This window comes from Arthrobacter sp. OAP107 (assembly GCF_040546765.1).
Classification (GTDB): Bacteria; Actinomycetota; Actinomycetes; order Actinomycetales; family Micrococcaceae; genus Arthrobacter.
Map to the genome: position 1 here is coordinate 72,108 of NZ_JBEPOK010000002.1, position 25,912 is coordinate 98,019.

The 25,912-nt window shown below is 60.0% G+C and carries 24 protein-coding genes and 1 pseudogene; 13 read left to right on the top strand and 12 right to left on the bottom strand.

Annotated elements, in window-relative coordinates:
• Nucleotides 1-322: 322 nt before the first annotated feature.
• Nucleotides 323-745, bottom strand: a complete 423-nt coding sequence (locus ABIE00_RS25050; protein ID WP_354263630.1) for a hypothetical protein — start codon at nt 743-745, stop codon at nt 323-325.
• Nucleotides 746-851: 106 nt separating this feature from the next.
• Between ABIE00_RS25050 and ABIE00_RS25055 the strand changes: the two genes are divergently transcribed.
• Nucleotides 852-1,562: a hypothetical protein gene (locus tag ABIE00_RS25055; protein WP_354263631.1), complete on the top strand. Its 711-nt coding sequence runs from the start codon at nt 852-854 to the stop codon at nt 1,560-1,562.
• 112 nt (nt 1,563-1,674) lie between these two features.
• Here ABIE00_RS25055 and ABIE00_RS25060 read toward each other — a convergent pair.
• A pseudogene (locus tag ABIE00_RS25060) lies at nt 1,675-2,242 on the bottom strand (recombinase family protein).
• Nucleotides 2,243-2,741: 499 nt separating this feature from the next.
• Here ABIE00_RS25060 and ABIE00_RS25065 point away from each other — a divergent pair.
• Nucleotides 2,742-3,104, top strand: coding sequence for an SPW repeat protein (locus tag ABIE00_RS25065; RefSeq protein ID WP_354263632.1), 363 nt, complete (start codon nt 2,742-2,744; stop codon nt 3,102-3,104).
• Between the two features lie 507 nt (nt 3,105-3,611).
• Here ABIE00_RS25065 and ABIE00_RS25070 read toward each other — a convergent pair.
• Complete coding sequence (locus tag ABIE00_RS25070) at nt 3,612-3,860, bottom strand: hypothetical protein (protein ID WP_354263633.1); 249 nt, start codon at nt 3,858-3,860, stop codon at nt 3,612-3,614.
• A gap of 164 nt (nt 3,861-4,024) precedes the next feature.
• The gene (locus ABIE00_RS25075) at nt 4,025-4,279 is read right to left on the bottom strand and encodes a YegP family protein (RefSeq protein ID WP_354263634.1); all 255 of its coding nucleotides are present in this window, start codon (nt 4,277-4,279) and stop codon (nt 4,025-4,027) included.
• Nucleotides 4,280-4,905: 626 nt separating this feature from the next.
• Here ABIE00_RS25075 and ABIE00_RS25080 point away from each other — a divergent pair.
• The 7 genes from ABIE00_RS25080 to ABIE00_RS25110 all read left to right on the top strand — a co-directional run bounded on the left by ABIE00_RS25080 (nt 4,906) and on the right by ABIE00_RS25110 (nt 11,027).
• Nucleotides 4,906-5,325 (top strand): VOC family protein, encoded by a 420-nt coding sequence (locus ABIE00_RS25080; RefSeq protein WP_354263635.1) that lies wholly within the window; start codon nt 4,906-4,908, stop codon nt 5,323-5,325.
• Between the two features lie 1,158 nt (nt 5,326-6,483).
• Entirely contained in the window at nt 6,484-7,581 is a 1,098-nt protein-coding gene (locus ABIE00_RS25085) for a tyrosine-type recombinase/integrase (RefSeq protein WP_354263636.1), read from the top strand.
• 5 nt (nt 7,582-7,586) lie between these two features.
• Entirely contained in the window at nt 7,587-7,919 is a 333-nt protein-coding gene (locus ABIE00_RS25090; protein ID WP_354263638.1) for a helix-turn-helix domain-containing protein, read from the top strand.
• Between the two features lie 181 nt (nt 7,920-8,100).
• The gene (locus ABIE00_RS25095; protein ID WP_354263640.1) at nt 8,101-9,405 is read left to right on the top strand and encodes a site-specific integrase; all 1,305 of its coding nucleotides are present in this window, start codon (nt 8,101-8,103) and stop codon (nt 9,403-9,405) included.
• A 43-nt stretch (nt 9,406-9,448) separates the two neighbouring features.
• Nucleotides 9,449-9,727: a hypothetical protein gene (locus tag ABIE00_RS25100; protein WP_354263641.1), complete on the top strand. Its 279-nt coding sequence runs from the start codon at nt 9,449-9,451 to the stop codon at nt 9,725-9,727.
• Between the two features lie 190 nt (nt 9,728-9,917).
• Nucleotides 9,918-10,178 (top strand): DUF4913 domain-containing protein, encoded by a 261-nt coding sequence (locus tag ABIE00_RS25105; protein ID WP_354263642.1) that lies wholly within the window; start codon nt 9,918-9,920, stop codon nt 10,176-10,178.
• Between the two features lie 75 nt (nt 10,179-10,253).
• Nucleotides 10,254-11,027 (top strand): hypothetical protein, encoded by a 774-nt coding sequence (locus ABIE00_RS25110; protein ID WP_354263643.1) that lies wholly within the window; start codon nt 10,254-10,256, stop codon nt 11,025-11,027.
• 147 nt (nt 11,028-11,174) lie between these two features.
• On the opposite strand, the gene ABIE00_RS25115 is transcribed toward ABIE00_RS25110, so the two are convergent.
• Both ABIE00_RS25115 and ABIE00_RS25120 read right to left on the bottom strand, forming a co-directional pair.
• Nucleotides 11,175-12,605 carry an ROK family protein gene (locus ABIE00_RS25115; protein ID WP_354263644.1) on the bottom strand — a complete coding sequence of 477 codons (1,431 nt, stop codon included), beginning with the start codon at nt 12,603-12,605 and terminating at the stop codon, nt 11,175-11,177.
• A gap of 283 nt (nt 12,606-12,888) precedes the next feature.
• Nucleotides 12,889-13,182 (bottom strand): ribbon-helix-helix protein, CopG family, encoded by a 294-nt coding sequence (locus ABIE00_RS25120; protein ID WP_354263645.1) that lies wholly within the window; start codon nt 13,180-13,182, stop codon nt 12,889-12,891.
• Nucleotides 13,183-13,338: 156 nt separating this feature from the next.
• On the opposite strand from ABIE00_RS25120, the gene ABIE00_RS25125 reads away from it, so the two are divergent.
• The gene (locus ABIE00_RS25125; protein ID WP_354263648.1) at nt 13,339-13,746 is read left to right on the top strand and encodes a hypothetical protein; all 408 of its coding nucleotides are present in this window, start codon (nt 13,339-13,341) and stop codon (nt 13,744-13,746) included.
• A gap of 93 nt (nt 13,747-13,839) precedes the next feature.
• Here the strand turns inward: ABIE00_RS25125 and ABIE00_RS25130 are convergent, their stop codons facing one another.
• Nucleotides 13,840-14,142, bottom strand: a complete 303-nt coding sequence (locus ABIE00_RS25130; RefSeq protein ID WP_354263649.1) for a hypothetical protein — start codon at nt 14,140-14,142, stop codon at nt 13,840-13,842.
• Between the two features lie 556 nt (nt 14,143-14,698).
• On the opposite strand from ABIE00_RS25130, the gene ABIE00_RS25135 reads away from it, so the two are divergent.
• Complete coding sequence (locus ABIE00_RS25135; RefSeq protein WP_354263650.1) at nt 14,699-16,024, top strand: AAA family ATPase; 1,326 nt, start codon at nt 14,699-14,701, stop codon at nt 16,022-16,024.
• 493 nt (nt 16,025-16,517) lie between these two features.
• Here ABIE00_RS25135 and ABIE00_RS25140 read toward each other — a convergent pair whose 3' ends face one another.
• Nucleotides 16,518-16,823, bottom strand: coding sequence for a hypothetical protein (locus ABIE00_RS25140; RefSeq protein ID WP_354263652.1), 306 nt, complete (start codon nt 16,821-16,823; stop codon nt 16,518-16,520).
• A 572-nt stretch (nt 16,824-17,395) separates the two neighbouring features.
• Between ABIE00_RS25140 and ABIE00_RS25145 the strand changes: the two genes are divergently transcribed.
• Both ABIE00_RS25145 and ABIE00_RS25150 read left to right on the top strand, forming a co-directional pair.
• Nucleotides 17,396-19,060: a ThiF family adenylyltransferase gene (locus ABIE00_RS25145; RefSeq protein ID WP_354263654.1), complete on the top strand. Its 1,665-nt coding sequence runs from the start codon at nt 17,396-17,398 to the stop codon at nt 19,058-19,060.
• Between the two features lie 272 nt (nt 19,061-19,332).
• On the top strand, nt 19,333-19,542 hold the full coding sequence (locus tag ABIE00_RS25150; RefSeq protein WP_354263655.1) for a hypothetical protein: 210 nt from the start codon (nt 19,333-19,335) through the stop codon (nt 19,540-19,542).
• Nucleotides 19,543-19,820: 278 nt separating this feature from the next.
• On the opposite strand, the gene ABIE00_RS25155 is transcribed toward ABIE00_RS25150, so the two are convergent.
• The 4 genes from ABIE00_RS25155 to ABIE00_RS25170 all read right to left on the bottom strand — a co-directional run bounded on the left by ABIE00_RS25155 (nt 19,821) and on the right by ABIE00_RS25170 (nt 25,853).
• Nucleotides 19,821-20,213: a hypothetical protein gene (locus tag ABIE00_RS25155; RefSeq protein ID WP_354263656.1), complete on the bottom strand. Its 393-nt coding sequence runs from the start codon at nt 20,211-20,213 to the stop codon at nt 19,821-19,823.
• Between the two features lie 375 nt (nt 20,214-20,588).
• Nucleotides 20,589-22,184, bottom strand: coding sequence for an ATP-dependent nuclease (locus tag ABIE00_RS25160; RefSeq protein ID WP_354263657.1), 1,596 nt, complete (start codon nt 22,182-22,184; stop codon nt 20,589-20,591).
• A gap of 544 nt (nt 22,185-22,728) precedes the next feature.
• The gene (locus tag ABIE00_RS25165; RefSeq protein ID WP_354263658.1) at nt 22,729-24,357 is read right to left on the bottom strand and encodes an alpha-amylase; all 1,629 of its coding nucleotides are present in this window, start codon (nt 24,355-24,357) and stop codon (nt 22,729-22,731) included.
• Between the two features lie 473 nt (nt 24,358-24,830).
• Nucleotides 24,831-25,853 carry a LacI family DNA-binding transcriptional regulator gene (locus ABIE00_RS25170; RefSeq protein ID WP_354263659.1) on the bottom strand — a complete coding sequence of 341 codons (1,023 nt, stop codon included), beginning with the start codon at nt 25,851-25,853 and terminating at the stop codon, nt 24,831-24,833.
• Nucleotides 25,854-25,912 lie beyond the last annotated feature (59 nt).

Sequence of the window (25,912 nt, forward strand, 5' to 3'; positions counted from 1 at the left end):
AGGGCCGAAAGCACCCTCTGCCAAGCTGGGGCGAGCACTTTCCTGCCGGGTCCAGCACGCAGAATACTGTGCCGCATTGCTGATACGGGAGTCCCGATTTCAGTATCCTTATTGATCCTCTCGGCTGAGCCGGGGGAGTCAGTCCTTGAGTCCTCTGGTCAGCACTTCAAAACTCCTCTACGCTCAGGATCTGCATGTGCTGCTGGCGCTGTCTCAGAGCGGATCCGGTCCGCGGCCTGCTGGCTGCTTTCCAAGGACATTTTCATACCCGTCCATTTTGAAGAGTCGATAATGAAGATTTCGGGTGAGTACGTGACCCTGGCTAGTCTTCCTTACTTTCTTCCAAGACCGCACGGGCGGATACCGCGTCGTGAAGGTCGGGCAGGTACTTCTCCTGCTCTTCGATCTTGCGGCGGTAGAAGTCATGGGCGGCTTGTTTCGTGATGCCTAGTGCTTCGCCGATCTGGGTCCACGTTGCGCCGGCCTCGCGCGCGGACTTGATGACGTACCAGCGCCTGCCCGTGAGCAGCTCGACGGCCTTCGCGTTCGCACGTAGCGCCTCGATCGCTGCGACTTCCCTTACCTCCGCAAGGAATTGTGCGGCGGCCACCCGCGCCTGGTCGCTGCCGGTCGCAGAGACTTCGCGCCACGTCTCACCGCGGTTGAAGTCTTCCCACACTCGGAGCAACTCGTAGACATCGCCGCTGCTAAGCGCTTGCTCGACCGAGCCCGCATCCTCATCCATGCAGTCAAGCTAGCTTGACGTCACTGACCGGTCAAGAGAAGTGCACAGACATACGCCTGTCCCTGGGTTTGCAGGAGCCGTTGCGTCGACCTGTACCATCAGGCGCATGACTCCAGAGCACGAGAACTACGTCGAGTACCTGATCCACGTCGGTGAGGAACTGACTGGCATCAGCCTTGAGCAGTTGGGGTACAAGCCGCGGCCTGAGGACCTCAGCGATGACGAACGAAATGACCTGGAGAGCTGGGACCTGGAGTGGATGGAGTCGGTCACCCCGGAGCAGCGGGACAAAAGCCTGTTCCAGGCAAAGCTTCTGGCCGGTGCACTCTGGGAGGCGTCGGCCGTCCTGATCGACCAGCTCTTCGAGGACATCGCCGAGCTGCGTGGACTTGATGAGGTCACCCGGCAGGACATTGCCGGCAGCTTCGTGCTGTCGGGTCTGCCGCCCAGGCACGCCGAGAAATACGATGTCCGGTTCGCCCAGAAGTTTCTGGTTATTGCCACAGACATGGCCGGCGCCCTGGTCCGCGGCTGGACCCATCCGTCCTGCGTGGCCCAGGAGCTGGCGGTCCGATGCCTGCTGGACCAAGTGGAAGTCATCCAAGACCTGTACCGGCTTGACCTGGCCGACGGCTGGCGCGGGCGGCTCGAAGAACGCATGCTCGAAGACACGGACAGCGAAATGCTCTACCAGAACGCGATGGACGGGTTCGAAGGCGATGTTGAACTGAACATGCAGCTCGGTCTTGCCCCGATGGAACTCAAGGACTGGTTCGAGCCGTTCAACGACTCGTACGTTCCCGCCTTCGTGCATTAATCACCGAAGCCTGGGGCCCTACTACCTACTGCATTTTAACGACGATAACCGTGATTCCCTAAAGCTGGCAGGTTCAACTTCGGCGAAGCGGCTGGCCAGCGGGGGAGGGGGATCAGGACAGCTTGGCTTGGCGCAGGTACTGGTACACCGTTTCCCTGCTGATGCCGTAGTCGCTGGCGAGGACGGCTTTGGGGATTCCGGTGGCCGCACGCTGCACCAGCTCGGCCGCCCGTTCCGGCGTGAGGGTCTTCTTCCGCCCTTTGTATGCTCCGCGCTGCTTGGCCAGGGCGATGCCTTCCCGCTGCCGCTCCCTGATCAGGGAGCGTTCGAACTCGGCGAAGGCACCCATGACCGAGAGCATCAGATTGGCCATGGGGGGAGTCCTCCCCGGTGAAGACCAAACTCTCTTTGACGAACTCCACCCGCACGCCTTTACGGGTGAGGCCCTGGACCAATGAACGCAGGTCATCGAGGTTGCGGGCGAGCCGGTCCATGCTGTGGACCACGACGGTGTCTCCTTCACGGGCGAACCGCAGCAGCTCGGTGAGCTCCGGTCTGGTCGTGTCCCTGCCGGAGGCTTTGTCGGTGAACACCCGGTCCAGGACCTGGCCTTCAAGTTGGCGTTTCTCGTTCTGGTCGAGGGTGCTTACGCGCACGTACCCGATGCGTTGTCCAGCCACCGATGCCTCCAACCCCGTCGACCTGTCAGCTTGAGTTCTAGAGCCTTTCCAGAAGAACGTCAAGGCTTTCCCGCTCAGCGTCAGGTTGGGGTCTGAGCTATCCAGACAAGGGCTGCCCGGTACGAGGTGCCACAATCCATTCAACAGGGCGGGCTTTAGTTGGATGCCGGCGATGCAGGTACGTGCGCCCAGGCCATTACGGTGCTGGAAATCCGATGCCCAGGCCAGGGCTACGCTGCCCCTGCAGGGGGAAGTAACCAAGCTGTGGCTGCGATGAACGGCATCATCGCCGGGGGAAGAGGCGGGCTGGGACTGGGAAGAAGCGGTAGATGGCTTTTGTTAATTGGAATAGCGGTCTCTGCCTGGTGCGCGCCGGACGGCCGTGGAGATCTCACTCCGCGGTGCAGACGGCGGCCGCCGGGGTCAGGACCGTCGAAGGAACAAGGTCTCCGGGTTGCATTTCGGGCCGGGGGATGGTCCGGAAGGGAGGTGAATTTCGATGAAGAAGTGGACGCGATGGCAGGATTGGGTCGCCGTTGTTGCCGGGCTCTATGCTGCTCTATCCGTCATGTGGACCACGGCGGTCGGTTCCTCGACTGCGCTGGTGGTCGTCTTCGGCATTCTGTTGATCATCAGCGGTGTCATTAATCTGTCTATGCCGGGAACACCCGTCATGGAGTGGGTACAGGCAGCCCTGGGTGCCTTGTTGTTCCTGTCTCCTTGGCTGGGTTCGTACGCTACGCAGACGGGCGTTGCCTGGACATCATGGATCACCGGTCTGGTTGCACTCGTGGTCACCGCGATGGCGATTAAGCCCAGCACCGAGGAACACCGGCATCACCGGGTTAGCCCTTCGCATTAACCTGCTGGGAACGAGAATAGCGCCGGCGGCGCGGTCACCGCACCGCCGGTAGCCACGACGAATACGCCGTCAGAGGGCCAAGGATGACGTCATGCCGCGGGCATTGCACCCCCCCGTGATAGTGCCGGTGCATGCCAGACGAGAATGGGCCGCCGCTGTGGAGCCGTTCTCGCAGAATTCGGCGGCCTGCGCTTGTTGCCCCGACTCTTGCCAGGCGAACCGCAAGCTGGACCAACTCGACCGAGCGTTCCCGGTGGGAGCGTCTATTTCAGCCCTTTTGTGGGTCACGCGCCGCCCTTGTGAGGCGGTTGGCCAGGGCGGGCGGCGCACGGGGAGTCGCCGTGGAAGGCCTCGCCACAGCAAGCACCGGTGGTCCGGATTTGACCGAGGATGAATTCCCTCGGCCTGCACCGGCGGGCCGCAGAGAACGCAGCCACGCGTCTGAAGTCAGGGCCGTCCTCCAGCTTTTGAGTGCGGGGGTTACCGGGGCCGATCAAATGACAGGGGTCAGTGGTGTGCCAGCCTGCCGGTGTTCCCCGGGCGGCGGAACTTTTCGATCAGGCGTCCGGTGAGCGCCTTCGCGCTTCTGAACAGACCTAAAGCGGCGAGTCTGAGGATCAGAATCATCAGCTGGATGGCCCCGTCTACGAGGACGAGCAGGACCAGGCTGATGATGCCGGGCAACAACATGAGGAAAACGATGCCCATCGTCGCTAAATATGCGAGGACGTAGACCATGATGGTGGACGGGTCCACTGGTTATCCCTTTGAACGGCCGGATCTGCTCCGGGTACTGCTGCGATTTCCCCGGGCTGCTAAGGGGTGGCGTGGCCCGGCGCCTTTGCCGGGCCTCAGTTTAGGTGCGCGGCCATGCATCCTCTTTGAACCCACTGCTGCCGGCATGGACACGCGGAGAGCCGTTACCAGGGGGACGGCGATGCGGCTCCTGTGGCATTCACCGGCCCGGTTTCGGGTCGGGCGACGTTACCTTGGCTGGCCCTGGAGTCCTTGATCAGGCCGGTTCCGGCGATCTCCCGGACGGTGAATATTCCTGCCGCCGCTGCCTGCTTCGTCGGGTAGGGCCGGGACGTTGCCAGATGATTACCTGAGGAATCCAGTAGCCGGAAACGGTAGCCCCCATTAGGGGAGGCGAAGACTTCGAAGTGGCCGGACATGTTGCTCCGTTTCTCCCGCCGTTGGGAGTGTAGATCAACGGATCCACGCCGTGAGCCTTCAGCAGCAGCCCGTTGGGACAACAAGGACGGAGTCTGCATACCGTCTAAAGAACCCCATGTTATCCGTTGACTTGGGCGCTGGAACAGGCTTCGTGTTGACGCGTGAGGTGGCCCATGAAATATGTCCGGGGAGCGGTGTTCGAAGAATCATTTGAGTACCCGGCGCTCAGGTGTTCAGGTTTCGCGGCTGCGATGTCCAGGACCCTGAGGACCTGCCACCGTGCAGCGGCGACCGGAAAGTCCTGGTCCTAGCAACCTGAGACCTGACGGCCCGTTCCGAGAATCGGGCGCTTGAAACTGACTGGCGGTGGGCCGCCGGTTGGTGCCCGCCCGTGCCACCTGGGGCCCTGGTCCGCCCTCGGTCCGACGCGTCAGCCCTGGTGGGGACGGGGGAGTGCATTCTACGGCTGGAAACCAGGGGTGGCTCCCCAGCGGGCGGTCCCGGCGGCTTAGGAGGATCTGCGCATGTCCGGCGCGGGTGCCTGCGGTGAGATGGAAGAGTTGTCTAAAGCACGGATGGCAACAGACCCAGAGAGGTGGGTGGGCTCATGTCTCACGAACCAGTCTTGAACCAAATAAATCTGGTGGTACGGAACATGGACGCCGCCGTTGCCTTCTACCGTCGCTTCGGTCTGAAGATCGAGGCTGCACCAGGTGCTTTCCATGCCTCCGCCCGGCTGCCCAACGGCATGGTCATCGAATGGGACAGTGTGGAGTTTGTGCGCCAGTGGGACTCGGGATGGAATGGTGCGACCGGGGGCAGCACGGTGCTCGGGTTCTCGGTGCCGACCAGAGAGGCCGTTGACGAGATCTACACGGGGCTGACCGCTGCCGGGTACGGAGGCCATCAGCCGCCCTACGACGCCTTCTGGGGCGCCCGCTACGCGATCGTCGACGATCCGGACGGTAACAGCGTCGGCATCATGAGCCCGGAAGATCCAAAACGGAAGTTCTGGCCGCCCGCCCAACCGCCGCCAGGATCCTGACCTTCGACAGAACGCGGTGATCCTTCTGCGGTTAGTCCCTGGCACGACATCGACACGCTGCACATGGACTGCTCGGTAGCACAGTTTTCGCTGCGGATACCGCTGCCGGAACGGGAGGCAGGGGCCAAAACCGGTCTGTCGACCTCGTTCCCGGTAACGCAGCACCCTGTAAAGTGAGATTCACTAATTCACAAGATTCACAAGATTCACAAGATTCACAAGATTCACAAGATTCACAAGATTCACAAGATTCACAGGGAGCGTGCCACGGCTGGCTGGACTCCAGAGCCTGCCTGCGCAGATCTGCGAGCAGGCGTGATGACCTCTGCAGCTTCCTCCGTGATGGCAACGGTAGTCGACGACGCTCCCGGGGGCTCGGACACGCCGCCAAATTCCGGTGGATAACGCGCACGCACTTCTTCACAGGTCCCTGATCCGGCCCCCGGCAGGCGGTGGATATCCTGTGCATGGCGGCCTTGTGGCTGTGGCCGGGCCCCCAAAAGTGTCTGTGCCCCAGGACTATGATGGTCACCCAATTCGAAGGAGCAGGTGGTCTCGGGTGACTGAAAAAGGCAGCGGCAAGGCTACACGGGTCCAGATCGCAGGGCTCTGGATAGCGGCATGCAGCCTCGCCCTCGCTCTGCTCCGGACCGTGTTCGATGTGCTCCAAGTGATGGGACGATAAGCGGCACCGGCCATTTCGCTCCGTCGGGATGGACCACCGCTTCAGGCCGTTAGAAAGTCTACGAATTCGAAACGGCCTACACCACCGACGGCGACCCGCAGGCAGCCCCGCCGCCGGCTGGCAGATCCCTCAGCGGAAGGTAGGAGAAGGCCCTTTTCGGCCTCGCCCCCGGCCATTTTTAAACGCCGATAATTATCGTTATGTCAAGCTGAACAGTGATTATTGCATCCGATGCAAGATCGCCCCTCCTCCATTGCGTCAGCGGGCGTCACCCGGCTTCGACGACGACAAACCGCCCCTGATCTGCGAGAACGTTAACCATTGCGCCGGACTGGAGGCCTCTCCAAGCAGTCGATTCGGGTCGCACGAACCTGGCTGGAGGCGGCAGGCGCGGGGGGCTGACCTGCAGATTTGCAGGCATTCTGCATTAATTGCATGATTCATGCATCTGATGCAATGTGTTTGGAGGGTCTGTGGCGGTCGATTCAGCGGGACGGGTGCTCGATTTCCGGGCGGTACGGTTCCTTCACCCTGAGGACCATGTGTTCGCCCAAATGCTCGATGGCTGGCGCAACCAGCAGTTGAGCAGGAATCTGGCGTTTGGCACCATCGACTCCCGCGAACGGCTGGTGACGCGCTTCCAGGAATCCACGAACGAGTACCCGTGGCAGTGGACTCCGGCGCACGTGGATGAGTTCTTTGGGGATCTGCGCAGCGTCAAGCACGCCGCGCAGTCCACCATCCGTACCTATCAGGCAGCGCTCCGGGCGTTCTGCGCCTATGTGGCCTCGCCTGACTATGGCTGGGACCGGGTCTGCGAACAGTACTTCGGAACGCACCCCGCCCAGGTCTGTTTCGACTGGAACACGGCAGTCCACGCCCAGGCCAACGAATCGGCTCCGAAACGGCGCCCCTTTACCCGGCAGGAGCTGCAGGCATTCTTTGACCGTGCCGATGACGAGGTGGACCGGATTGCGACCCTGGGGCGCAAGGGCTGGCTGCCGGCCTACCGGGACGCGGTCCTTTTCAAGGTGGCCTACTGCTGGGGCCTGCGTCGTAACGAGGTCAGGCACCTGCAGACAGTGGACTTCTCCAGGAACCCGCACGCCCGGGAATTCGGCAAGCACGGAGTGCTCCAGGTCCGGTACGGGAAAGCCATGAAGGGTTCACCGCCCAAACGCCGCAGCGTCCTGACCGTGTTCGACTGGTCCGCGGAAATCATCGCCGACTGGCTGGAACAAGGCCACCCGCACATGACCGACAGTCTGGACCTGTTTCCCTCCGAACGCGGCACGCTCGTCTCCGAGGCCGCACTGAACCGCCGCTTCAACCGCTACTGCGAAGACCTGGGCCTCTCCCCCGGTTTGGACATCCACTCCCTGCGCCGCTCCTACATCACCCACCTGATCGAATCAGGCATGGACCCCTTGTTCGTCCAGCACCAGGCCGGACACGAGCATGCCTCCACCACAGCCCTCTACACCTCCGTCTCCAGCGACTACCGCGTCAAAACACTGCGCCGCGCCCTGGACTCCACCATCCGAGACGCCCTGGCCGGAATGGGAGACTGAACCTCATGAAACGAGAGATCGACTACCGGTGGCGGCTTGCAGAACTCATGGCAGCCCGGGGAATGCACAACAGCACCGACCTCAGCCCCTCGCTGAAAGAACGCGGCATCGAACTCTCCGCCTCCCAGGTCTACCGCCTCGTCACCCAACGCCCGGAACGCGTCTCACTCATGATGATCGCCGCGCTCTGCGACATCTTCTCCTGCGGACCCGAGGACCTGGTCACCGTCACGGCAACAGACGCCAGGGTCCGCAAGGTCGCCTCCGACGCCAACGTCGTGGACCTGAACAAGACCATCAGACCCAGACGCGCCCGCGTGATCCGCGATGACGACTGAGATCACCCCGCGGTCTGGCGTCCGCGGCCGGCCCCGCACGGCCGGGGCCTTTACTTGCGACAGGTGCTCCCGGGCAGCCGGCAAACACCGTGCCAGCTGGCCAGAAGGCAGGATCTGCGGAACCTGCTTCACGGTCGCCATGCGCACCCAGGGAACCTGCCCCGGCTGCAGAACAGAGCGCATGCTCCCGGGCAGGTCAGCTACCCACGGCGACCATCCAGTCTGCGTCGACTGCGCCGGCATCACCCAGGACTACCACTGCTCCGGCTGCGGCACGGAAACTGAGCACTACCGCCAGAACACCTGCGCCCGCTGCGCACTCCGGAACGACCTCACGGCGCTGTTGCACGTCGACGAATCCCAGGGCACGGCAACGACGGCAGCGAAACTGCTCGCCGCGCTCTGCGGAGCCCAGCGCCCCGAAAGCATCCTCACCTGGCTCAGAAGAACCGGCGTCCGCGAACTGCTCGAACGACTCGCCACCGGAGACATCCCCCTCAGCCACGAAGCACTCGACCAGGAACCCAACAGCCTGCGGGTCGAACACCTGCGCAGCCTGCTCACCCACCACAAGCTACTCCCCGCCCGGGACCACTACCTCGCCCTCTTTGAGCGGTGGCTACCCGGCAAGCTCGACGACATCGATGACCCCGAGGTTCGGCGTCCCATTGAGTCCTTCGCCCGCTGGCACCACCTGCGACGCATCAGGAGCCTCTCCACAGACGGGAAGCCCACCCAGGGCCCCGTCCACAGCGCGAAGCAAGAAATCACCGAAACCATCAAATTCCTCACCTGGCTCAAACTCACCCACGGACAGATCGCCGCGTCCTGCGTTCAGGCCGACGTCGACGCATGGCTGGCAGACGGCCCCACCACCAGGCACTCCATCAGAACCTTCTTCGTCTGGGCGGTAAAGAACCGGACCTGCACCAACATCACCATCGGATTCCGACAAGCCAAGACCGTGCCAGTTCTAGGCCAGGCACCGCGGCTCGCAATGCTCAAAGCCTGCCTGACCGACAATATAGATACCCTGCCCTACCGCGTCGCTGCCACCTTCCTGCTGCTTTACGCCCAGCCAGTCGTGAAGATCGCCGCGATGAAAAGCACAGATGTGATCCTCACGCCCGATGGCCTGCGACTGTCACTCGGCGACGGAGATCCAGCGCCCGTACCGGAACCTTTCGCCTCACTGCTCACAGAACACCTGGCCTCACGCCCCAACATGCGCACCGGCAGCAGCTCGGGCAGCGAATGGCTGTTCCCCGGCTACCGCGCAGGGCAGCACATCCACCCCAACACCCTCATGGAACGGCTCCGGGAAACCGGCATCAACCTCCTAGGCGCACGCAACGCATCCCTCCGCGCCCTCGTCAACGAGGTGCCAGCGCCGCTCGTGGCCGAAATGCTCGGCTACAGCTACCAGGTGGCACAGAAGCACGCTGCCGCGGCCGCCGAGCCCTGGTCTCGCTATCCAAGAATCTAGGCGTCCCGGATAATCTCCGATGACAGCCCGGCCAATGGAGGCAATGGTGGCAACAAAGGAAGAGATACAGCGGAGGCTTCAACGCATCCTCCGCTGGTTCCTTCCAGTGATGGTCATCATGCTGATCTCCACCGTCCTAAGCCTCTTTGGTGTCGATTCGGAGCCATGGCTCTGGACTCGGACCATTCTCCTCGGCATCGCCGTCGTCGTGATGGGCGTCCAAATAACCAGATTCTCGCTATGGCAGAGGGACGAGTACTGGCGAGAACGAGGAAGAGACCCTAAGCATCCGGAGCGGTTTCCGTCGACCGACACTGAATAGTTCCAAAGTGAATATGCACCGTTACCAGTAGGCGCGCCGAGAGGGGTAGAGCGACCCTCCGCGGCCGCTCAAGAAAGATTGTGTATTGCCCCGGCCCAGCGCGGACCGGAGACCGCCCGGCGGACCGCCCTGGCAGCTCTATGGAGGTCGATCTTTGCCATGCGCGGGGAATGCTACCAACTTGCCACCCATGAGTTCCGCGGGATCCCGCCCCGAAGCAGTCTGCCGGATAGAAGCACTGTGGCGCGTCTGGGAACACCTCCGCATGGACGGGGCAACAGGAATGAGTGTCTGGTGGAAAGACCACGCCGACCAACACATGAGCATTCTGCTGGACCCTCGCGGCTCGTTTCACAGGTGGGACATGAAGTCCCACCGGGAACCAGAACACCTGGAACCAAAGAAAGCCCTGGAAGGCTGGTTCCCTGACGTAAGAGAGCTGAAACAGTAGAGAATAATTCGCATAGACTCAAGCCTTGGTGACCAGAAAAACGGGCACCAAGGCTGTCTAACACCGGGGGGAATCATGTGGCCGTTCCGAAGCAAGCACGTCGTACATGTCGACGTCGCCCTTATCTCGACGCACCCTGAAAAGCATCGAGGCACCTACAAGTTCAGCACAGATCCAGTTACCTCAGCCCCCAGAAAGGTTGAGTTCCTCGTTAGGCCGTTTAGATATTCGAATTCCGCCCGGACCAAGATCCTTGGGGAGCTAACCCACCTCTCCAAAAGGGACAGGAAACGTACCCAGATCAAGCTTTGGCGTGACAATACCGCATGCAAGCGATCAGAGACTGAGTACACGACTGTGCGCAGACTGAACCGGGTTCTACTGTTGGAGATCCTACTGATTCTCGCGGCCGCAATATGGTACGCAGTCCTCCCGCAGGCTGATGCCGAGAAGATCATGCCAGGTGCTTCCCTGGCATCCATCGCGGCTAGTGCCGCCTTCCTGCTCGGCAACCTCGTGGCGAGAAACTCCAAGCCAGCTGCACCCTTTGAGTACACCAGGGAGCAGATACGATCATTCGTCATTTTCGTGGGTGGAGGTGTTTTGCTAGGCGTTGCGGTATATGCAAAGTTGCCTGAGCTCCTGCTGCCTGACTTACCAGAGCTCAAGTTCTTGACTGACGTCGCGCAAAGGATTTTGGCCATCCTGAGCTTTATAACCACCGTCGTCGGAGCCGCATTTTCCGGTGCGTTTGACGTAGCGAAGTGGGTTATCGTTGAGGAATTCCAACGCGAAAGCAAGGCCGCGCGCGAACTCGTCGACGCTCTGGAACCTAGAAAACCCGTGTAGAAGCGCCAGAAGGACCTCGAAGCCCAGCCCGATGACGCCGTCGCAAGCGCCAAGGCGGCAGGCGACTCCTGGGACAAGGTTGGACGGGCGCATCGGAGCAGGTCATGTAGGCCACCCATGCGATGCTGGAACTCCACCCTTCGGTGGTCAGGCTATGTCGCGGACAAACCCCGTGGTGTCATCCTTGCATTCATCCAATCCTCGAGCATGAGCGATAAACGCATCAAATGCACGGATAGCCGCTGAACGGGCGCCGACTTTTCTGACGTCTTCTTCGTCTAATACTTCAACGGTAAGCGCCGACAGTCCCGCCCTTGCATCGTTCGCGCCCATTGAGAAGCTGTATTCAGTCACAGCATTTTCTGCTGCATGGAGGTACTCTCGAGCAGCGGAGCCAGGTGCTGCGTCGTGGGGCGAAAGTGAGGCAGGGAGGACCAAGACCACTCTCGATGGGTTCACGATGTTGACGAGGGACGCCACTGCCTGCCCCAGCGCTTCGCCTCCGACGCTAAAGGCCCAGCCTGCGCGGGTTAATTCGCCTGTCGCCAGGCGGCCCGGCGATTCAGCCGCCTCAGCGAAGGACTTAGCATTCGGTATTTCGGCGAGAATCCTCGCGGGTACTGAATAACAGTCCACATGCTCTGCCTTTCCGCAATGACATGGCGCGGCAAATCCGGAAGGGCTTCCAGGTGTGGCAGCACCGGCCGCGTGGGCATCCTCACCGAATCGTATGTGTACTTTTTGGTGCCCAGGTTCGGCAGCCATACCTCCGCCACCCCGATACACCCGTCCGTCAACGATCAGTGCACCTCCGACACCATCAGTAAAGACCGCGATAATCGCAATGTCCCGTTCCTTATAAACGCTTCGGTAAAGCTCACGAACCGCGAGGACATTGACGTCATTGTCAACTACGACCGGAAGGTGAAGTCGTTCTCGGAGAGCGCCCAGCAGGTCGTAGTCCGTGTCGATCGGAAGGCCCATGTGAGTAGCCCCTATCAGGACGCCCTCTTTGACATGCGACGCCACCTCAACGCCGGCCGCCAACATGCGCCTCGGTGCCTCCTCCCCCATGTCTTGGGCGAGTTGTTGTTCAAGTTTTTGTACAAGTTTTTGAACATGTTCTGCCACGTTTCTAAATGTCGCACTCTTGGGAAGCTTGACATGTTTTTCTACGAGAACATCTGTCCGCAACGTCATGATTACGCCGCTAAGAGCCGTGGGCCGGGAGTTCGCGTGCACGATTTTGATTCCCAGAAGTCCCCATCGTCGGCTGCCCAGGCGTATGGGTTTCACCGGACGTCCCGCACGCTTATCCTTGTCGGACTGTAGCGGCCCCTCGGAGAGTAGCCCCAAATCAACCAAGGAGGCCACGGCTCTGCTGACAGCGCTGGGATTCAGCGCACGTGGCCGGCCAAGCATTGTTCCTCTTGCTATATCTGCACGCACCGCGTCATCTGGAGCCACCACCATTGCCCTGACCAGCACGCTCGCCAGAACGCTGCGACTGACCCCCGATGCACGGACTAGATCCTCAAGGATTTCATCGAAGGCCTGATGGGGGGGAAATGCAGTCATGGGAAAAGGGTAACGAGGCATCACGATTATTTTCAACGAAGTATCTGAGTCTGCTCTCTAGCAACCCAAGAGTGCAGAACGTAAAATAATACTGTGCCGCCGGAAGGAGTACTCCCCTTCCGGTACCAGCGAGGAATTCACTCTCGCTCTTCTCATCAGCCAAGAACTTCCTGGCCGTAAGGATAGGAGTGGTTATGAACCCAGCCGGTAAGAACCAACACGCTTCAGTAACAGTTACCCCAAATTCGGACAGTCGTCGCGGGTCCGGGCCGCGCGAAAAGCGCTACTTACCGTTCGCGAGATCGCTTTGCTTAACTACCTGGTCATCCTTGAGAGTTCTGCCCTGGAGAGCGAGCTCTCGAAGCCGCTGGTTGGACGCTTCGAGATCGGCCCGACGGGACTCGATCATTGCATCAGCATCTTGTGTCGCGACCCAGTCCTCGATTAATTGCCGCAGCTGTAAGGAGACACTCTTTCCGCTCGCCTCCGCCATGAGCTTGAAAGTTTCGGCCACCTCGGCCGGGACTCGGCTGGTAACGGGGGTCATGCCCGCCTCGTGCAAAGTCTTCCTACCCATAACGGTTCCTCCTTCATAAAGTCGGCGCAGTGGTCCCCGCGCACGCTGATAAAAGTATACTCTTATCAGCGCTACACAGAAGTTCAGTCGCATGTATAGCTTCTAATAAAAAACAATAGCTTCTGCAGGAGCTCTTGAGCTGGAAGGACGGAACCAATGATGAGTGTTGTTCGCAGCTTCGACCCTCCCACTCAACCCCTACCCATACCCGTGATCCTCGTCATCGAGGATATGGTCGTGACAATATGGCCGATGCCGGTCGGCCAGCACTTCAGCGATACCGCAAGCCGACGCGTAGGAGATGCGCTTCGGCTCTCCCTAGCGGCGTTTCAGTGCACCTATGAACAGTTTGAAAGCGAGCTGGCGTTCCTCGCCCGGTTCAATGATCGCCCGCACTCAGCAAGGGCAGACTTCCTGCTAGACGTGAAGCGCTACGTCGGCTCCCAGGCTCCCAATCCTGCAACGCTCGCAGATGAGCATGCACTTCGGCAACTCCTGAAAATGGACAATCCCTTGTTCATCCATTTTCTGGAAGCCCGTCGGGACTTTCAGCGCAGAAACTGAACCAATAAACCTCAATTGATGCACAAATGCCTCCGGGGGAAGTGCTGGAGCGATGCCGCTCCAGCACTCGCCCGGAGGCTCAAATGTGCTGCGCTAGAAGCGGCATGCATTTCCGGTGGTGTAGGTCCATTCGACGGGAGCGTTACGCTCGCCCTTCCGCCACTTGGCCTGGGGACAACCTTGGCGGTCGTGGGCGTTGTTCACGGTCTCAATCAGACGCTCCATCGCCCGATCCTTCTTCGATTTGGAAAGATCTGCGCCCAGGACGCCCTCGACAAGCGCCCGAGCGGGGTTCGCGTACTTCCGGACCGCCGGGAACCACCACGAGTTGAAAGTCTCGTAAAAGTCGCTGGTGGTTGCCCTGTCCCACGTCTTGGTGCAGACCACCTGGACCACTGGACCGCAATCTTTTGTAGGAGGAGCGGCCGTCGTCGGCAGAGCCATCGCAGTCAGCGACCCCAGGGCTAAAGAACCTGCAGGGGCAGTTACTACAAGTGCTCGCCTTTCGGTCTTCAGTGTCATGCTCCTCATGTCTGTTGCCTGCGGTGCTAACGTAAAGGTATACGCGCAAATGTGCTGAGTCTATACCTTAAGCTGCGGAAGCGAGTTGTCTCGTGATGATTGGAGACGGGGAGCTGCTGACGGAGGCGGGCGGACGTCTCCCGCGAGGACCAGAGCGTCCCACTGGCCATCCCCGCGATGGGCAACGTCCCGCCCTGCGGGCCAACCACGGGTTACGACTGCGTTGAATCTGATGGTGCCTCAGAACGAATAAATAGGTATTGACTCAGCAGCGCAACAGGTATACCTTTATTTCAACGCCCAGAGCCGCCAACGCGGACAAAGCGACAATCCCACGAGCACAACCCCGGACAATCAGGAACCAACACCCTCAGGGGCGGACCCAAAACAGCCCACAGTGTTGGCAACGAACCCAGAAATGAGGTGCCCCATGAGTCGCTCCCCCACTGACCTGCCTCCAGGTGCTTTATCCGTTCTGGAATATCGCAGCCGGCACGTATGCGTCACGTATCCGGATCATCTGATGCCACTCGGCACGATTCCCCCTACGGCTCGCATTGGCATCGAAACCACCACTACCGGCGTACTGCTCCATGTGGACCGCGGCTTGACGTACACAGGAGACGATCCCGAAATCGCGCAGTGGCTCGACGAGGGCACTCGTCGCTTCCAGAATCTAAGCGCGCTCATTGAGTGGATTGCGGGGGTAATCCCCGGCGAAGACAATCTGCCACTGGAACCTGTTCCCCCCGTCAATCAGCGGCCGCCCATGTTGGCTGTAAACACGGTAACGAATCTCGCTGATGTTTCGGTACAGGCCCCAGCGTTGAACGCAGTGACAGAAACCGCCCTAAAATCTTTGCTGCTAGCCTCTGTGGTGGGGCAGCACGCCGCACTGACGATCCTGGCAACACGCATCGCCCTTCACGCCACCAAAGAATTCCCTAGGAAACCGTATTCAGCCATGCTGATCGGCCCCACGGGTGTAGGCAAGACCTCAGCGGCAGAAGCAATCGCCGAAGCCCTTGACACCATAGGCTCTGACACTTGGTCCTATATCCGGTTGGACATGGGCGAGTTCACAGAAAAGCACTCCGTTTCACGCTTGGTGGGCGCCCCTCCCGGTTACATCGGATACGGCGACAGGTCCCTGGCGAGTGAATTGGCTCGAAACGGGAAGGCCGTGGTTCTTTTCGACGAGATCGAAAAGGCCCACCCAGCAGTGCTCGTCACGATCATGAACTTACTAGATAAAGGACGCTTAGACTCCGAACGCTACGGAGGGACCAACGCAAGCACAGCCGTACTGCTGTTCACTTCGAACCTGGGTGCCGCTGAGCTTGACGACCGGACACACAATGACCAAACGGGCAGGACCCATCTGCTTCGACACGGAGTAGCCCCAGAACTCGTCGGCCGCTTCGGTGACGTCGTCGCGTTCACCGAACTCAATTCGGATGCTCTAGCGGAGATAGCTGCCCGTTCCGTAGTGACCGTGGCGGCAGACTACGGTGTCCACCTGGAATGGATCGACCCTGCCTATCTGAGCAACCTCCTGCAGCGGCTGGACGGAAACCAGTTGGGGGTCCGGACCCTCGAATATCTCGCGGAAGCCGACTTGGGAACAGAATTTGCTGCGCTGCCGTCTAAGAGCGCGCGCATCGCTTTCGATGGGCAGGCGCATGTGAGTCCCGGGCGAAACGGAGACGAAACGGACGTCGGCGACACCCCCGAAACAGGTGAGTCGCCATGCTGACTGGACTCCTGCTCCTTGTCGGCTTCATTCTCGCAATAGTCCTCTACTTCGCCGTTCCAAGGCGCGGCATAACCACCGGCCGCACGAGCTTTCTTCCTGGAACAAATTTCGCGTTCCAAAGCACCAGCAGGCTTCCGGTTCTATCCCTGTTGCACCGGACCACTGTCCTGTGGCGCGGGCACAGGTTCGAGTTCGCGCTGGTTCGCTTTGCTGATCGAGTGTGCCGCGCGTACATTCTCGAGCAGCCCGGATATTTGAGACAAGCAACTGGGCTCGGAGCAACTCACAGACTTACCGACACCCTGGGCCGCGAATACGTGTGCTGGACACCAGAGCCGCGGGATGCGGACCAAATGGCGGCCGCAGTGGCCCTCTGGGTCGTTGGTACCTGCAGGTACCGCGAGTCCGGTCATTTTCCGGACCCACTCCAGGCCGCCCATGAACTGCGCCGCTCGTGAGTACACGGCTAATGGAGTCGTGCTCGGGTGGTTGCCTAGAGCGCTTCAGGGAGGTGGTAATTATGCGCAACGCCAAGGTACGAGGAGGGGACGAAATCCCCGCCGGAGGCTTCCACGGAGGGGACGAAATCCCCGCCGGAGGCTTCCACGGAGGGGACGAAATCCCCGCCGGAGGCTTCCACGGAGGGGACGAAATCCCCGCCGGAGGCTTCCACGGAGGGGACGAAATCCCCGCCGGAGGCTTCCACGGAGGGGACGAAATCCCCGCCGGAGGCTTCCACGGAGGGGACGAAATCCCCGCCGGAGGCTTCCACTAGCTGCAGGTGCAGCCGGAAGGGCATCCGCAATGTGGCCCGGGCAGGGCACCCTGTCCGGGCCATACGCGGCTACGATCGCGGGTCGATTCCAGGAGGACCGAAGTAATGACTTTTGAGATCAAAAATACGTACTACACCACGCTGGATCGTCGAGCTACCTTCTGTTTTGACTTCGTTCAGGTCGCTGGCGGGGAATGGCGCATCTATATCCGGCAACAACCTGACTACAACGGAAGAGCCGACGGCGCTCATCAATCACATCGCTTATCCGATGCTCGAGGGCGTTACATCTGTTGGGCACCTGCTCCCCGGTCGCTGGACCAAGCGAAGGGCGTTGCGCGCGCCTGGGCGGATGCAACCTACGAATACATCCGCACCGGGGTGTTTCCTCCACCAGGGCCGGAACGCGAAGTGCCCGACGTGTCATCGTCGGCAAACTGGGAATTCCGGGGACACGTCGGCGAAATTGCTGCCCAACAACCTCGACTCCCGGCACGGAACACGCCGCCTCGGCAATCATCACCCGCGCAGCCTACGGGGCACAACTCTCGGCCGGGCGGACTGCGTGGCTTTCTATCAAATTGGAGGCACAACCGATGAAGAAATTTCCACTGAGGGACCGGCTTCTGAAGGACCGGCTTCGCCGGCCTGGCTCGCAAGGGCCAGAACCAGGTAACACCCCGGCTGCCTCCCACGGCACCGACCGCATCGCCCAGATCACGCCGACAGTCCTCAACGCCTCCGCGCCGGTCGTCTTCACGGCTGAAGTCCTAATGAAAATCGAGAAAACGGTTGGAAGTTTGCCCGCTGAGACTGGCGGCCCACTTGGCGGCACCCGCGGCTCCGGAGGTGTTGAACATTTCCATCTCGATGAAACTTCCGCCCGCACGGCCGTGACCTATTACCCCGACTACAAAGCAATTAACACCCTGATGCGTATGGAGTGGAACCCGGCCGGTATCAACCTGTTGGGGTTCATCCACAGCCATCCTAGGGGTGCAGTCCGCCCGTCCCGTCCCGATCTGGACTACGCAACCCGTATCCTGGCTGGCATACCCGAACTGGATCGGCTCCTGCTTCCCATCGCCCAAACAAAACCGGACACCGGGGAATTTTCACTTCGAGGCTACGCTGCCGTCCGCGACGGTTCAGGGGTGAAACTTGACGACATAGATGTCATCGTTCTGCCCGGGCATTCGCCTTCACGGGATCTGCCGGCGGAGTTCGACCGCGTCCGAGACGCCTACGACATGAACGTTATGACAAGGGCAAGGGTCGTTGCCATTGGCTGTGGTGGAAGCGCTTCATTCCTCGAAGACATGGCCAGAGCCGGCTTGGCGGAGTTTGTGCTTGTGGACCCGGACGTCGTCGAAGCCGCGAATGTGGCCACACAACAGGCTTATCGTTCTGATATAGGCTCCCCAAAGGTCGATGTCATCGCTAGGCGACTCGTAGATATCAATCCCCACGCCCGTGTTTGGACCGTTCAGGCAAAACTCGAAGCGCTCTCCGACAGCGCCGTTAGGCGTCTTACTGTGGGATGGCTGCCGGGCTCTGCTCACGTCTCGCCTTCAGCGACTATTTTGGGTGCATTTACAGATAATTTCGAGGCGCAGGCACGCGTGCACCGGCTCGGCCTGCATCTGGGTATTCCGGTCATCGGAGGGACGGTCTACTTCGAAGGCCGCGGCATTGAGCTCACCTTCGCAGCCCCGGGGGTAACGCGCGCATGCATCCGCTGCGTCCAAAGGTCTCGATACGTTGCGTACCTGGAGAACGGCTACCGCAATACTGTCGGATCGGCTGGCGCTCCGATAATGGCAACCGCACGCCTGAACGGACTCAAGCTACCCATCGCCTTCGGACTCCTTCATCATGTTTCTCGAACCGCTAACCCAGAGCATCCAGCCACGAAAAGGTACGCCAGGCTGCTAGGCAGCGTAGCGCATAGCAACCTTGTGCTTGCCAGCCTCGATCCTGACATCCACGAAACCCTAGGCCTAAACGCATTTTCCGCCCAGGGCGTGGACGACGGATCACGGGTTGGGCTCGAGGTCGACCGTACCCTGTGGCGCCCGCAAGAACCCGACAACCCCACTAATGGATATCCGGAGTGCCCGGATTGCGGTGGCACCGGAGATCTTTCAACCAGCATCGGTCAATTTATCTCAACGGTCCCAACTCCCCGCATCTTTGGGGACCACCGCCGGGCAGCGCCCAGGACGCCTGTGTCCGCCACACATGGCGGAGAACCGGTGTGATGCGGCAGCCACACCACCGCTCGCTCTGCTGAGTGCAACTATCCATCGGACTGACACACACTTTAAAAGGAGCAATCGAAAATGGCCGTCACTGCCGCCGCCAGCCGGACCTCGACGTACACCGAACCACACAAATGCCGGGCCTGTAACAAAGCATTTTGGTCCAAAGCGTCCTGGAACAGCGTCACAGTTACCTGCCCCCATTGCCACGCAAGTAATTGACCTTCCCTCCCGACCATTCCCGCATAATCACGAGTAGACAGGCAGCCATCATGTCCGACAACACCGCATCAGCGAAGAAGAAAATCGAAGGGCACAGAGCCCATATCAGAACCCACATCGAGAAATACAAGCGATACCGCGAAGATTATGAAAAACAAAACATGGTCAAGCAGATACAAAACGCCCAGAACCAGATCAGCGATCTCCGGCGCAAACACCCTTCCATCTCCGGATCGGATGAAGACACCTGGCGACCTTAAGCTAGGTGCCCAAAACTGATGTGTCTGAGGTGGTGGCAACTAACAGAGGGTGCCACCACCTCGGACACCTCGTCCGAGGGAGCGTCCCTGCATCTGCCGACGCCCCGATAAAGGGCAGCCAGCTCAACTTTGCGATTAGCCTTCCTTCAACGGTTCCCTTCAGCTTGTTCGCCCTTTCCGTGACGCCCGCTCCACGCCCACGGCTCGGGGCGGAAACCAATCCGCCAGACCCGCGTGTCGGCAGTAGCTGTGGCCAGTTGTTGCTTGGAACCCACCCGTCAGCCTGCCGCCGCGAACGCCCTGGCGGCAGCGAGGACAGCCTGTGCCGCGGCCTCGAGCTTGCCTTCGCGCAGCAGGCGGGCCGGCGGGACATCGTCCAGCTGGGGGTTCATGCCCTGGAACCAGGCCTGGACAACAGACCGGGAGTCCTGCTCGGCCAGCAACGCGGCCACGTGGTAGGCGTGGCGCAGCCGGGTCATGACCTCGGCCGACGGTTTCCGTTCGCCGTCCGCCCACTGGGGCACGGCCCGGGTTTCCTTGACCGAGCCGATGTAGGCAACGAGCTTCGCGCCGAGGATGTCCCGCAGCTCCCGGACCAGCTCCGGCTCGGGCAGCCGTATCGAATCCTGGTGCGCCTTCAGGCCACCCCGGGCTCCTGCAACTGCTGTCATAACTTCATGCTGCCATTGAAAACAGTTTGTTTCAACGGCTCAATCACACCCCGAATCACAAGGTACCGAACGCCGATAAGCGGCCTTATTTGAAGTAGAACTCTGCGTATCTCATCAGATGAATCAATCCGCCCCTAGCATGGACGTGCCCCACGGCTCGCGGCCCTTCTCAGCCCACGGGTTGCGCCTCGCCGCCTTGCGCTGATGGAACGTGTCGACCTCGGGCTATCGGGGCGACCAACTCTATAAAAAGTTATGTAGGGATATGTAGGGTTCTTTATACAAGCCCATATTCTTCTATAGAGGGCCGGTATGAGACTGCCCGCCTATCGGTCCGTCGCGTGTAACCCATGGTGATGCTCGAAAGCAAGCTGATCAGTTCACTAGGACCTTACTGACGTAGTCCTTGGCAGATTGGGAAGTTTTGTGCACATCTGTCATCAGGGCATGAGTGACCCATTCGGAACCTTTCCTGTCGAACGTGCGGTCGAATCCTTCCATCTCACCGACAGGGATGATGTGGATGCCGATGGCGTGAAGATTATTGATTAGGCGGTCGCAAGCTACTGTAGGCGGCCCGGCAGGAACGGCTGTCAGTCCGATTTTCTTGGAGAGATCGACCTTCTTCTCATTGCGCATTGGGTTGAAGAATGAGCGGTAGTCGTCATCAAGTTCAGCCCAATTGTGGCTCATAGATTCGACGATGGCCTTAATGTCTTTTTTCTCACGTAAGACGTCAAAGTCCAGCAAAGCGTGGGTTTGAACGCCCAACCCACCCAGAGCTCCGGCGAGGGCCGGCACGCCGTTCTTCCCTCCAGCCGGAACGAAAAGGACGTCGTCCGCTTCCTTCCTCTGGCCCGTATCCTCTGCCAGCTGGTCGAGAACGGCGCCGAAAAATCGGCAATCTGCGTCTGCTTCGCAGACCACAACCCGGCTGTGAAAGAGCCCCTGGAGGATGTTCGAGTAGCGAAGCACAGGATTATCCCATGTGGCTTTGATGTCGCCTGGAGATAGCTCATAAAGCTCGCTGGCGTCTTCGTCTCCCCGCACGACCCGGATGATATGGACGGGTGACTCTGCATCCCCATTCAGCAGGCCTAATATGAAGTCGCGATCGTGAGTGGCGACGATGACTTGCAGGCCCCGCTCTTTGGCCTGCTCGCTGAGCCAGCGGCCCAGGGCCCGGGCCTGCCCCGGGTGCAGGAATGCCTCCGGCTCGTCCACCAGCAGTATCTGTGAGCCGCCCATCACCACGGCCAGGGCCAGGCCAATGAAACTCTTGACGCCATCGCCTTGCTCCGCCAAAGTTGGCAGGGCCATGACCGCATCGGCGTATTCCTTGGTCGGGCGGTTGAGCGGCGGAATTTCAACGTCAACATCCCCCACCCGAAGAGTTACCTCGAAGTTGATGCGATCCAATGTCAGATGCATGCCGAAAACCTTGTGAGCCAGTTGTGAGAGCTCCTCTTCGAGCTCGCTGTTTACGTACAACTGATGAAGCGCGGAAGGCCTGAGACTCAGGCCGGGATGCGACAGACCGGTACTTCCGACCTTGGTCAAGCTACCGGCGGTCAGGTGGCGTACGAAGAATGCGTCGACCTGTCCCAGTGAATTGTCCAGCTGGAAATTCATCAGGTTGTCGGCGTCGACTACCGTGTGACCAGGCTCCGCTATATCTTCAGCAAATGGCGAGTACTGGACTGGGTAGCCGATCTCGGGCGGATGCTGCACTGCGTTCCTGCTCAGCCACTCGACAACGTCGTCGCGGGTGGGCTTGTTCCGCTCGAGCTTGATCTCCCTCAAGACGACGGTGTGAGCATCCTCCTGCCGAAGCAAGGCCAAGAGGTCTCTCAACATCTGCGACTTGCCGGCGTTGTTACTGCCGACGATGCACGTCACACCAACCTGGGAAATTGTTATTTGCTCATCGGACTTCGAGGTCAGGCTGCCAATCCGGGTGTATACGCTCACGTCGGCAAGCCTATTAGATGGCTCCGACAATGAATGGTTTTCCCAAAGCGCTCTACACGCGAGGGCATTCGGCGAGGACTCAGACCACTCCCCTAGGTTGACGAAATCACGGTTATCGGCGTAAAAACCACGGGAGTAGAAGTAGCTGCGAGAACTCCAGTTCTAAGTCTAATTCCGAGTTTTCGAAGGTTAGCCTGCCTTGCAGCAAATGAATGTTTTCGGAGGCCGGAGCTCAAGTTCGCCGTGGATCGGGTCTAACGCTGCTCTCCTTGCACGGGAGCCCGTCGATCACCGGCGTATCCATCCGGACTGACATTTGGCAGTAGCGGTGCCGGCGTCGCCTGTGCCAGCAGTACAGCTTGAAGACTCCCTGATGCACATCTAAGCACGCGTGAGGCCCTGGGCTGGCACAATGCCGGGCCCAGGGCCTCGGTCAGGCCTCATTGTGCCGGTTCACGACTGTGACCAAGTTGCGTAGCCTCGAACTCAGCGTTTGCGCTGCGGGCCGGAACTGGCACCAAGAACACCCGTCTCCAGTGATGATTTAGCGCCGGATCAGGTTATTGCTATCGAAAGCTACTGAATCCTTGCTCTTAATAGTCACTGTGGCTTCTCCCTGCTTGTTCACCTGAACGGTAGGTCCGGTGCACGTGCCATTGTTGAAGTCACCATGGATGATATTGCAGTACGTACCAGCACGCATCCCCGTCTGGAAGGTCTGCGTTTGGTCGGTTGCATGGTTGTTGATGGCGATCCATCCCTTGTTGCCTCGACTGAACGCAATAAGGTTGACCTCGTCGTCGTACCAGTTCTCCAGCTTGGCGTCCCCCGCATTGTTGTGCCACCGGACCATATTCGCGACCCCGGTGTTGCGGTGGGTGCAGGCCCACGCCTTGCTGCAGTCGGTATTGGTGACGAAGCCCTGATCGTCCGACGGGGGAGAATCCACTTTAAGGCCCTCAAAGGCATAGCCTGCGTAGACTTGGGGGGTTCCGTATCCGTAGGCCAGCATGAACTGGGTTGCTAGAGTATTCGTGCTGCCATCGCGGTAACTGAGTGTGTCGTTGCCGCGCTCGGTGTCATGGTTTTGGACAAAAACTGTTGTTTTTTCGCTGGGCAGCAGACCTGCGTCCTCACCAAAAACCTCGAGATTGGTGATATTTCCCGGGCTGCCGGGGTTGTAGCTCTTGAATGCGTTCTTGACTTGGTACGCGAAGTCGAAACCAAGCAGATCTCCGACCTCCTGATATGCATGAGGGGTTAGTTTCCCGGGACCGCCCGGGATGACCTCCAGGGCAAAGTACGGTGTGTCCCCGTCCACGGTTCTATCCAGCCTGCTTTTGATCGAAGCCAGGTCCGTTTGAGGCACGTGTTTGGCAGCATCGACGCGGAACCCGGACACCCCGTAGTTAATGAGCTTGTTCAGATACCCTGCCAGCGTGTCCTGCACTTCATTAGTTTCGGTGCGAAGGTCGGGAAGCCTTAGCAGCTCGCAGTTGGTGACCTGCCGGTAGTCGTTGAAGTTCCAGATAGTGTTCTCATCATTTGGATCCGCCGGTAACGGCACTGGGCAGTCCTCCGGGTGGCTGTGGAAGTCCGCGCGCTCGTAGAGCCCAGGATAGTTGTACCGGGTGAAAGTGGCACCGCCGTACGATTCGCTGCCATCGCGGGCCATGTGGTTGATCACCACATCTGCGTAAACCTTAATTCCGGCGCCACGGCAGGCGGTCACCATGGACTTGAATTCAGCTTCGGTGCCCATCCGGCTATCTAAGGTGTAATCGACCGGCTGGTAGACCTCCCACCAGGGATGCTGAGGTTTATTGGGCACGTTGTCCAGGCTCACCGAGTTCTGCGGAGGCGCCACCTGCACTCCGCCGTAGCCCTTCGGACCCAGGACATTCACGCATTCCTTGGCGATCGATTCCCAGTTCCATTCCCATAAATTAGCGATCACATCACCTTGTGCGACTCTCCCGGGGCCAGCCTCTGGCGAGTTCTTGTCCAATCCTCTGATCATTGGCTGGATGTGGGCACTGGATGACGCATCTGGCGAAGCCACTGTCGATGTGGCTGCCTCGGACGGGGACGCGCTGGTCCCTACGCCGGTGGCGAGAAGGCTGAGGGAGGCAAAGAAGGCGAAGCCGGGGGCAAGAATTTTGGGGGGACGCATAGCAGAGTCCTTCATCTTCGAAAGTTTCCGTCGGGCACTGAGGCCACGGCGCTGTCAACGATCAGCCACATCACAGGGTTGGCGTTGCAGATCACGTTTATCGTTATACTTAATAAGCCACTAAATGCTGTTCGTTCAGCATTCACATGAACCTAGCAAGCGTTGAATTGACTGTCAACGGGCCGCGTTGACTGAGGAAAGCCTCCGCGTGGCGGCATGGTGGAGCATCCTCGCTAGCGGCAACTGACGACAAAGAGCGACAACAGAACATCCGGGTGATGGAGCTACTGGGCCGCTACCGTGAGCTGCGCGAGGGCGGCGTGGATGACCTGCCCCGGCTGGCTGCCATGGTCAGCACGCCGGACCCCTGCCCGCCGGGAACGACAGATCATCGCGCTGCAAGCCGCTCACCAGCCATGGGCCTTAGACCTCGATCTCGGCAGCTGTCGAGACTTGGGTTGCGGAGAGCTCGATCAGAGTTCGCTACCGTTTAGGTCCTTCACCGATTCGCGTTCGATAAGCTCCACTTCAAGAACTGTCTCCTGTGGCTGCTGGTCTTTCGCTTTCAGGCTTTGTAGGAGGAGTTCGACGGCCGTATGGGCCTTTCGGTCCAGGTCCTGGGTGATCGTTGTCAGCTTAGGGTTGGCGATGGTTGCGATTTCGAGGTTGTCGAAGCCGACGATGGATAGGTCGTCCGGCACGGTGCGTCCTGCCGTGCGGGCGCCTTCCATGATTCCGACCGCAAGCTGGTCAGCCGTTGCAAATACGGCCGTGACATCGCCGTATTCTGCGCAGAGCAGCCGCCCGGCTTCAATGCCTCTTGCGTGGCTGACGTCAGAGGTCAGCGCGACCGCAGGATCAGGTGTTATCCCGGCTTCTTCAAGGGCTTGCCTGTAGCCCTCATAGCGCTCTTTGACTACGCCGCGTTCGGTCGTATCCGGGCCCACGAATGCGATACGTTTGTGGCCCTTCTCGATAAGGTGCCGGGTCGCCAGGTAGCCACCTTTTCGGTCATTGAGGCGGACGTTCATGAAGTCTGCATTGGCAGCGTAGCTCTCAAGCACGACCAGCGGCGTGTCGAACGTGGCCCGCATCTTTTGGATCTGGCTGTCCAGAAAGCCTATGTAGATTGCACCGTCCAGGTTCCAGGATCGCAGCGTCCCTGAGGCCTCCTCAACGTCGGGAACCCCGCGCAGCAGCAAGTGATACCCGTTGTCGCGCAGCAAGCGCTCGATGATGCCGATGACGACCACGTTGTGGGTGCTGAGGACGATGCCTTCATCATCGGGGGCAGGCAACAGCACGCCAACGAGCTGAGAGGACCTGGCGACAAGGCTGCGTGCTGTGGCACTGGGGACGTAGTCCAGCCGCCTGGCAATTTGGGAGACTCTCTCGATGGTTGCCCGGGAAACCTTATCGTGCCTGCCATTGATCACATTGGAGACGGTCATGACCGTCACGCCGGCTTCCTTGGCGATGTCTTTGAGCGTGGCCATGGCCTTCACCCCCTCACCACCGCGGTACATATGACAGTCTCCATCGTACGGTCAGGCCC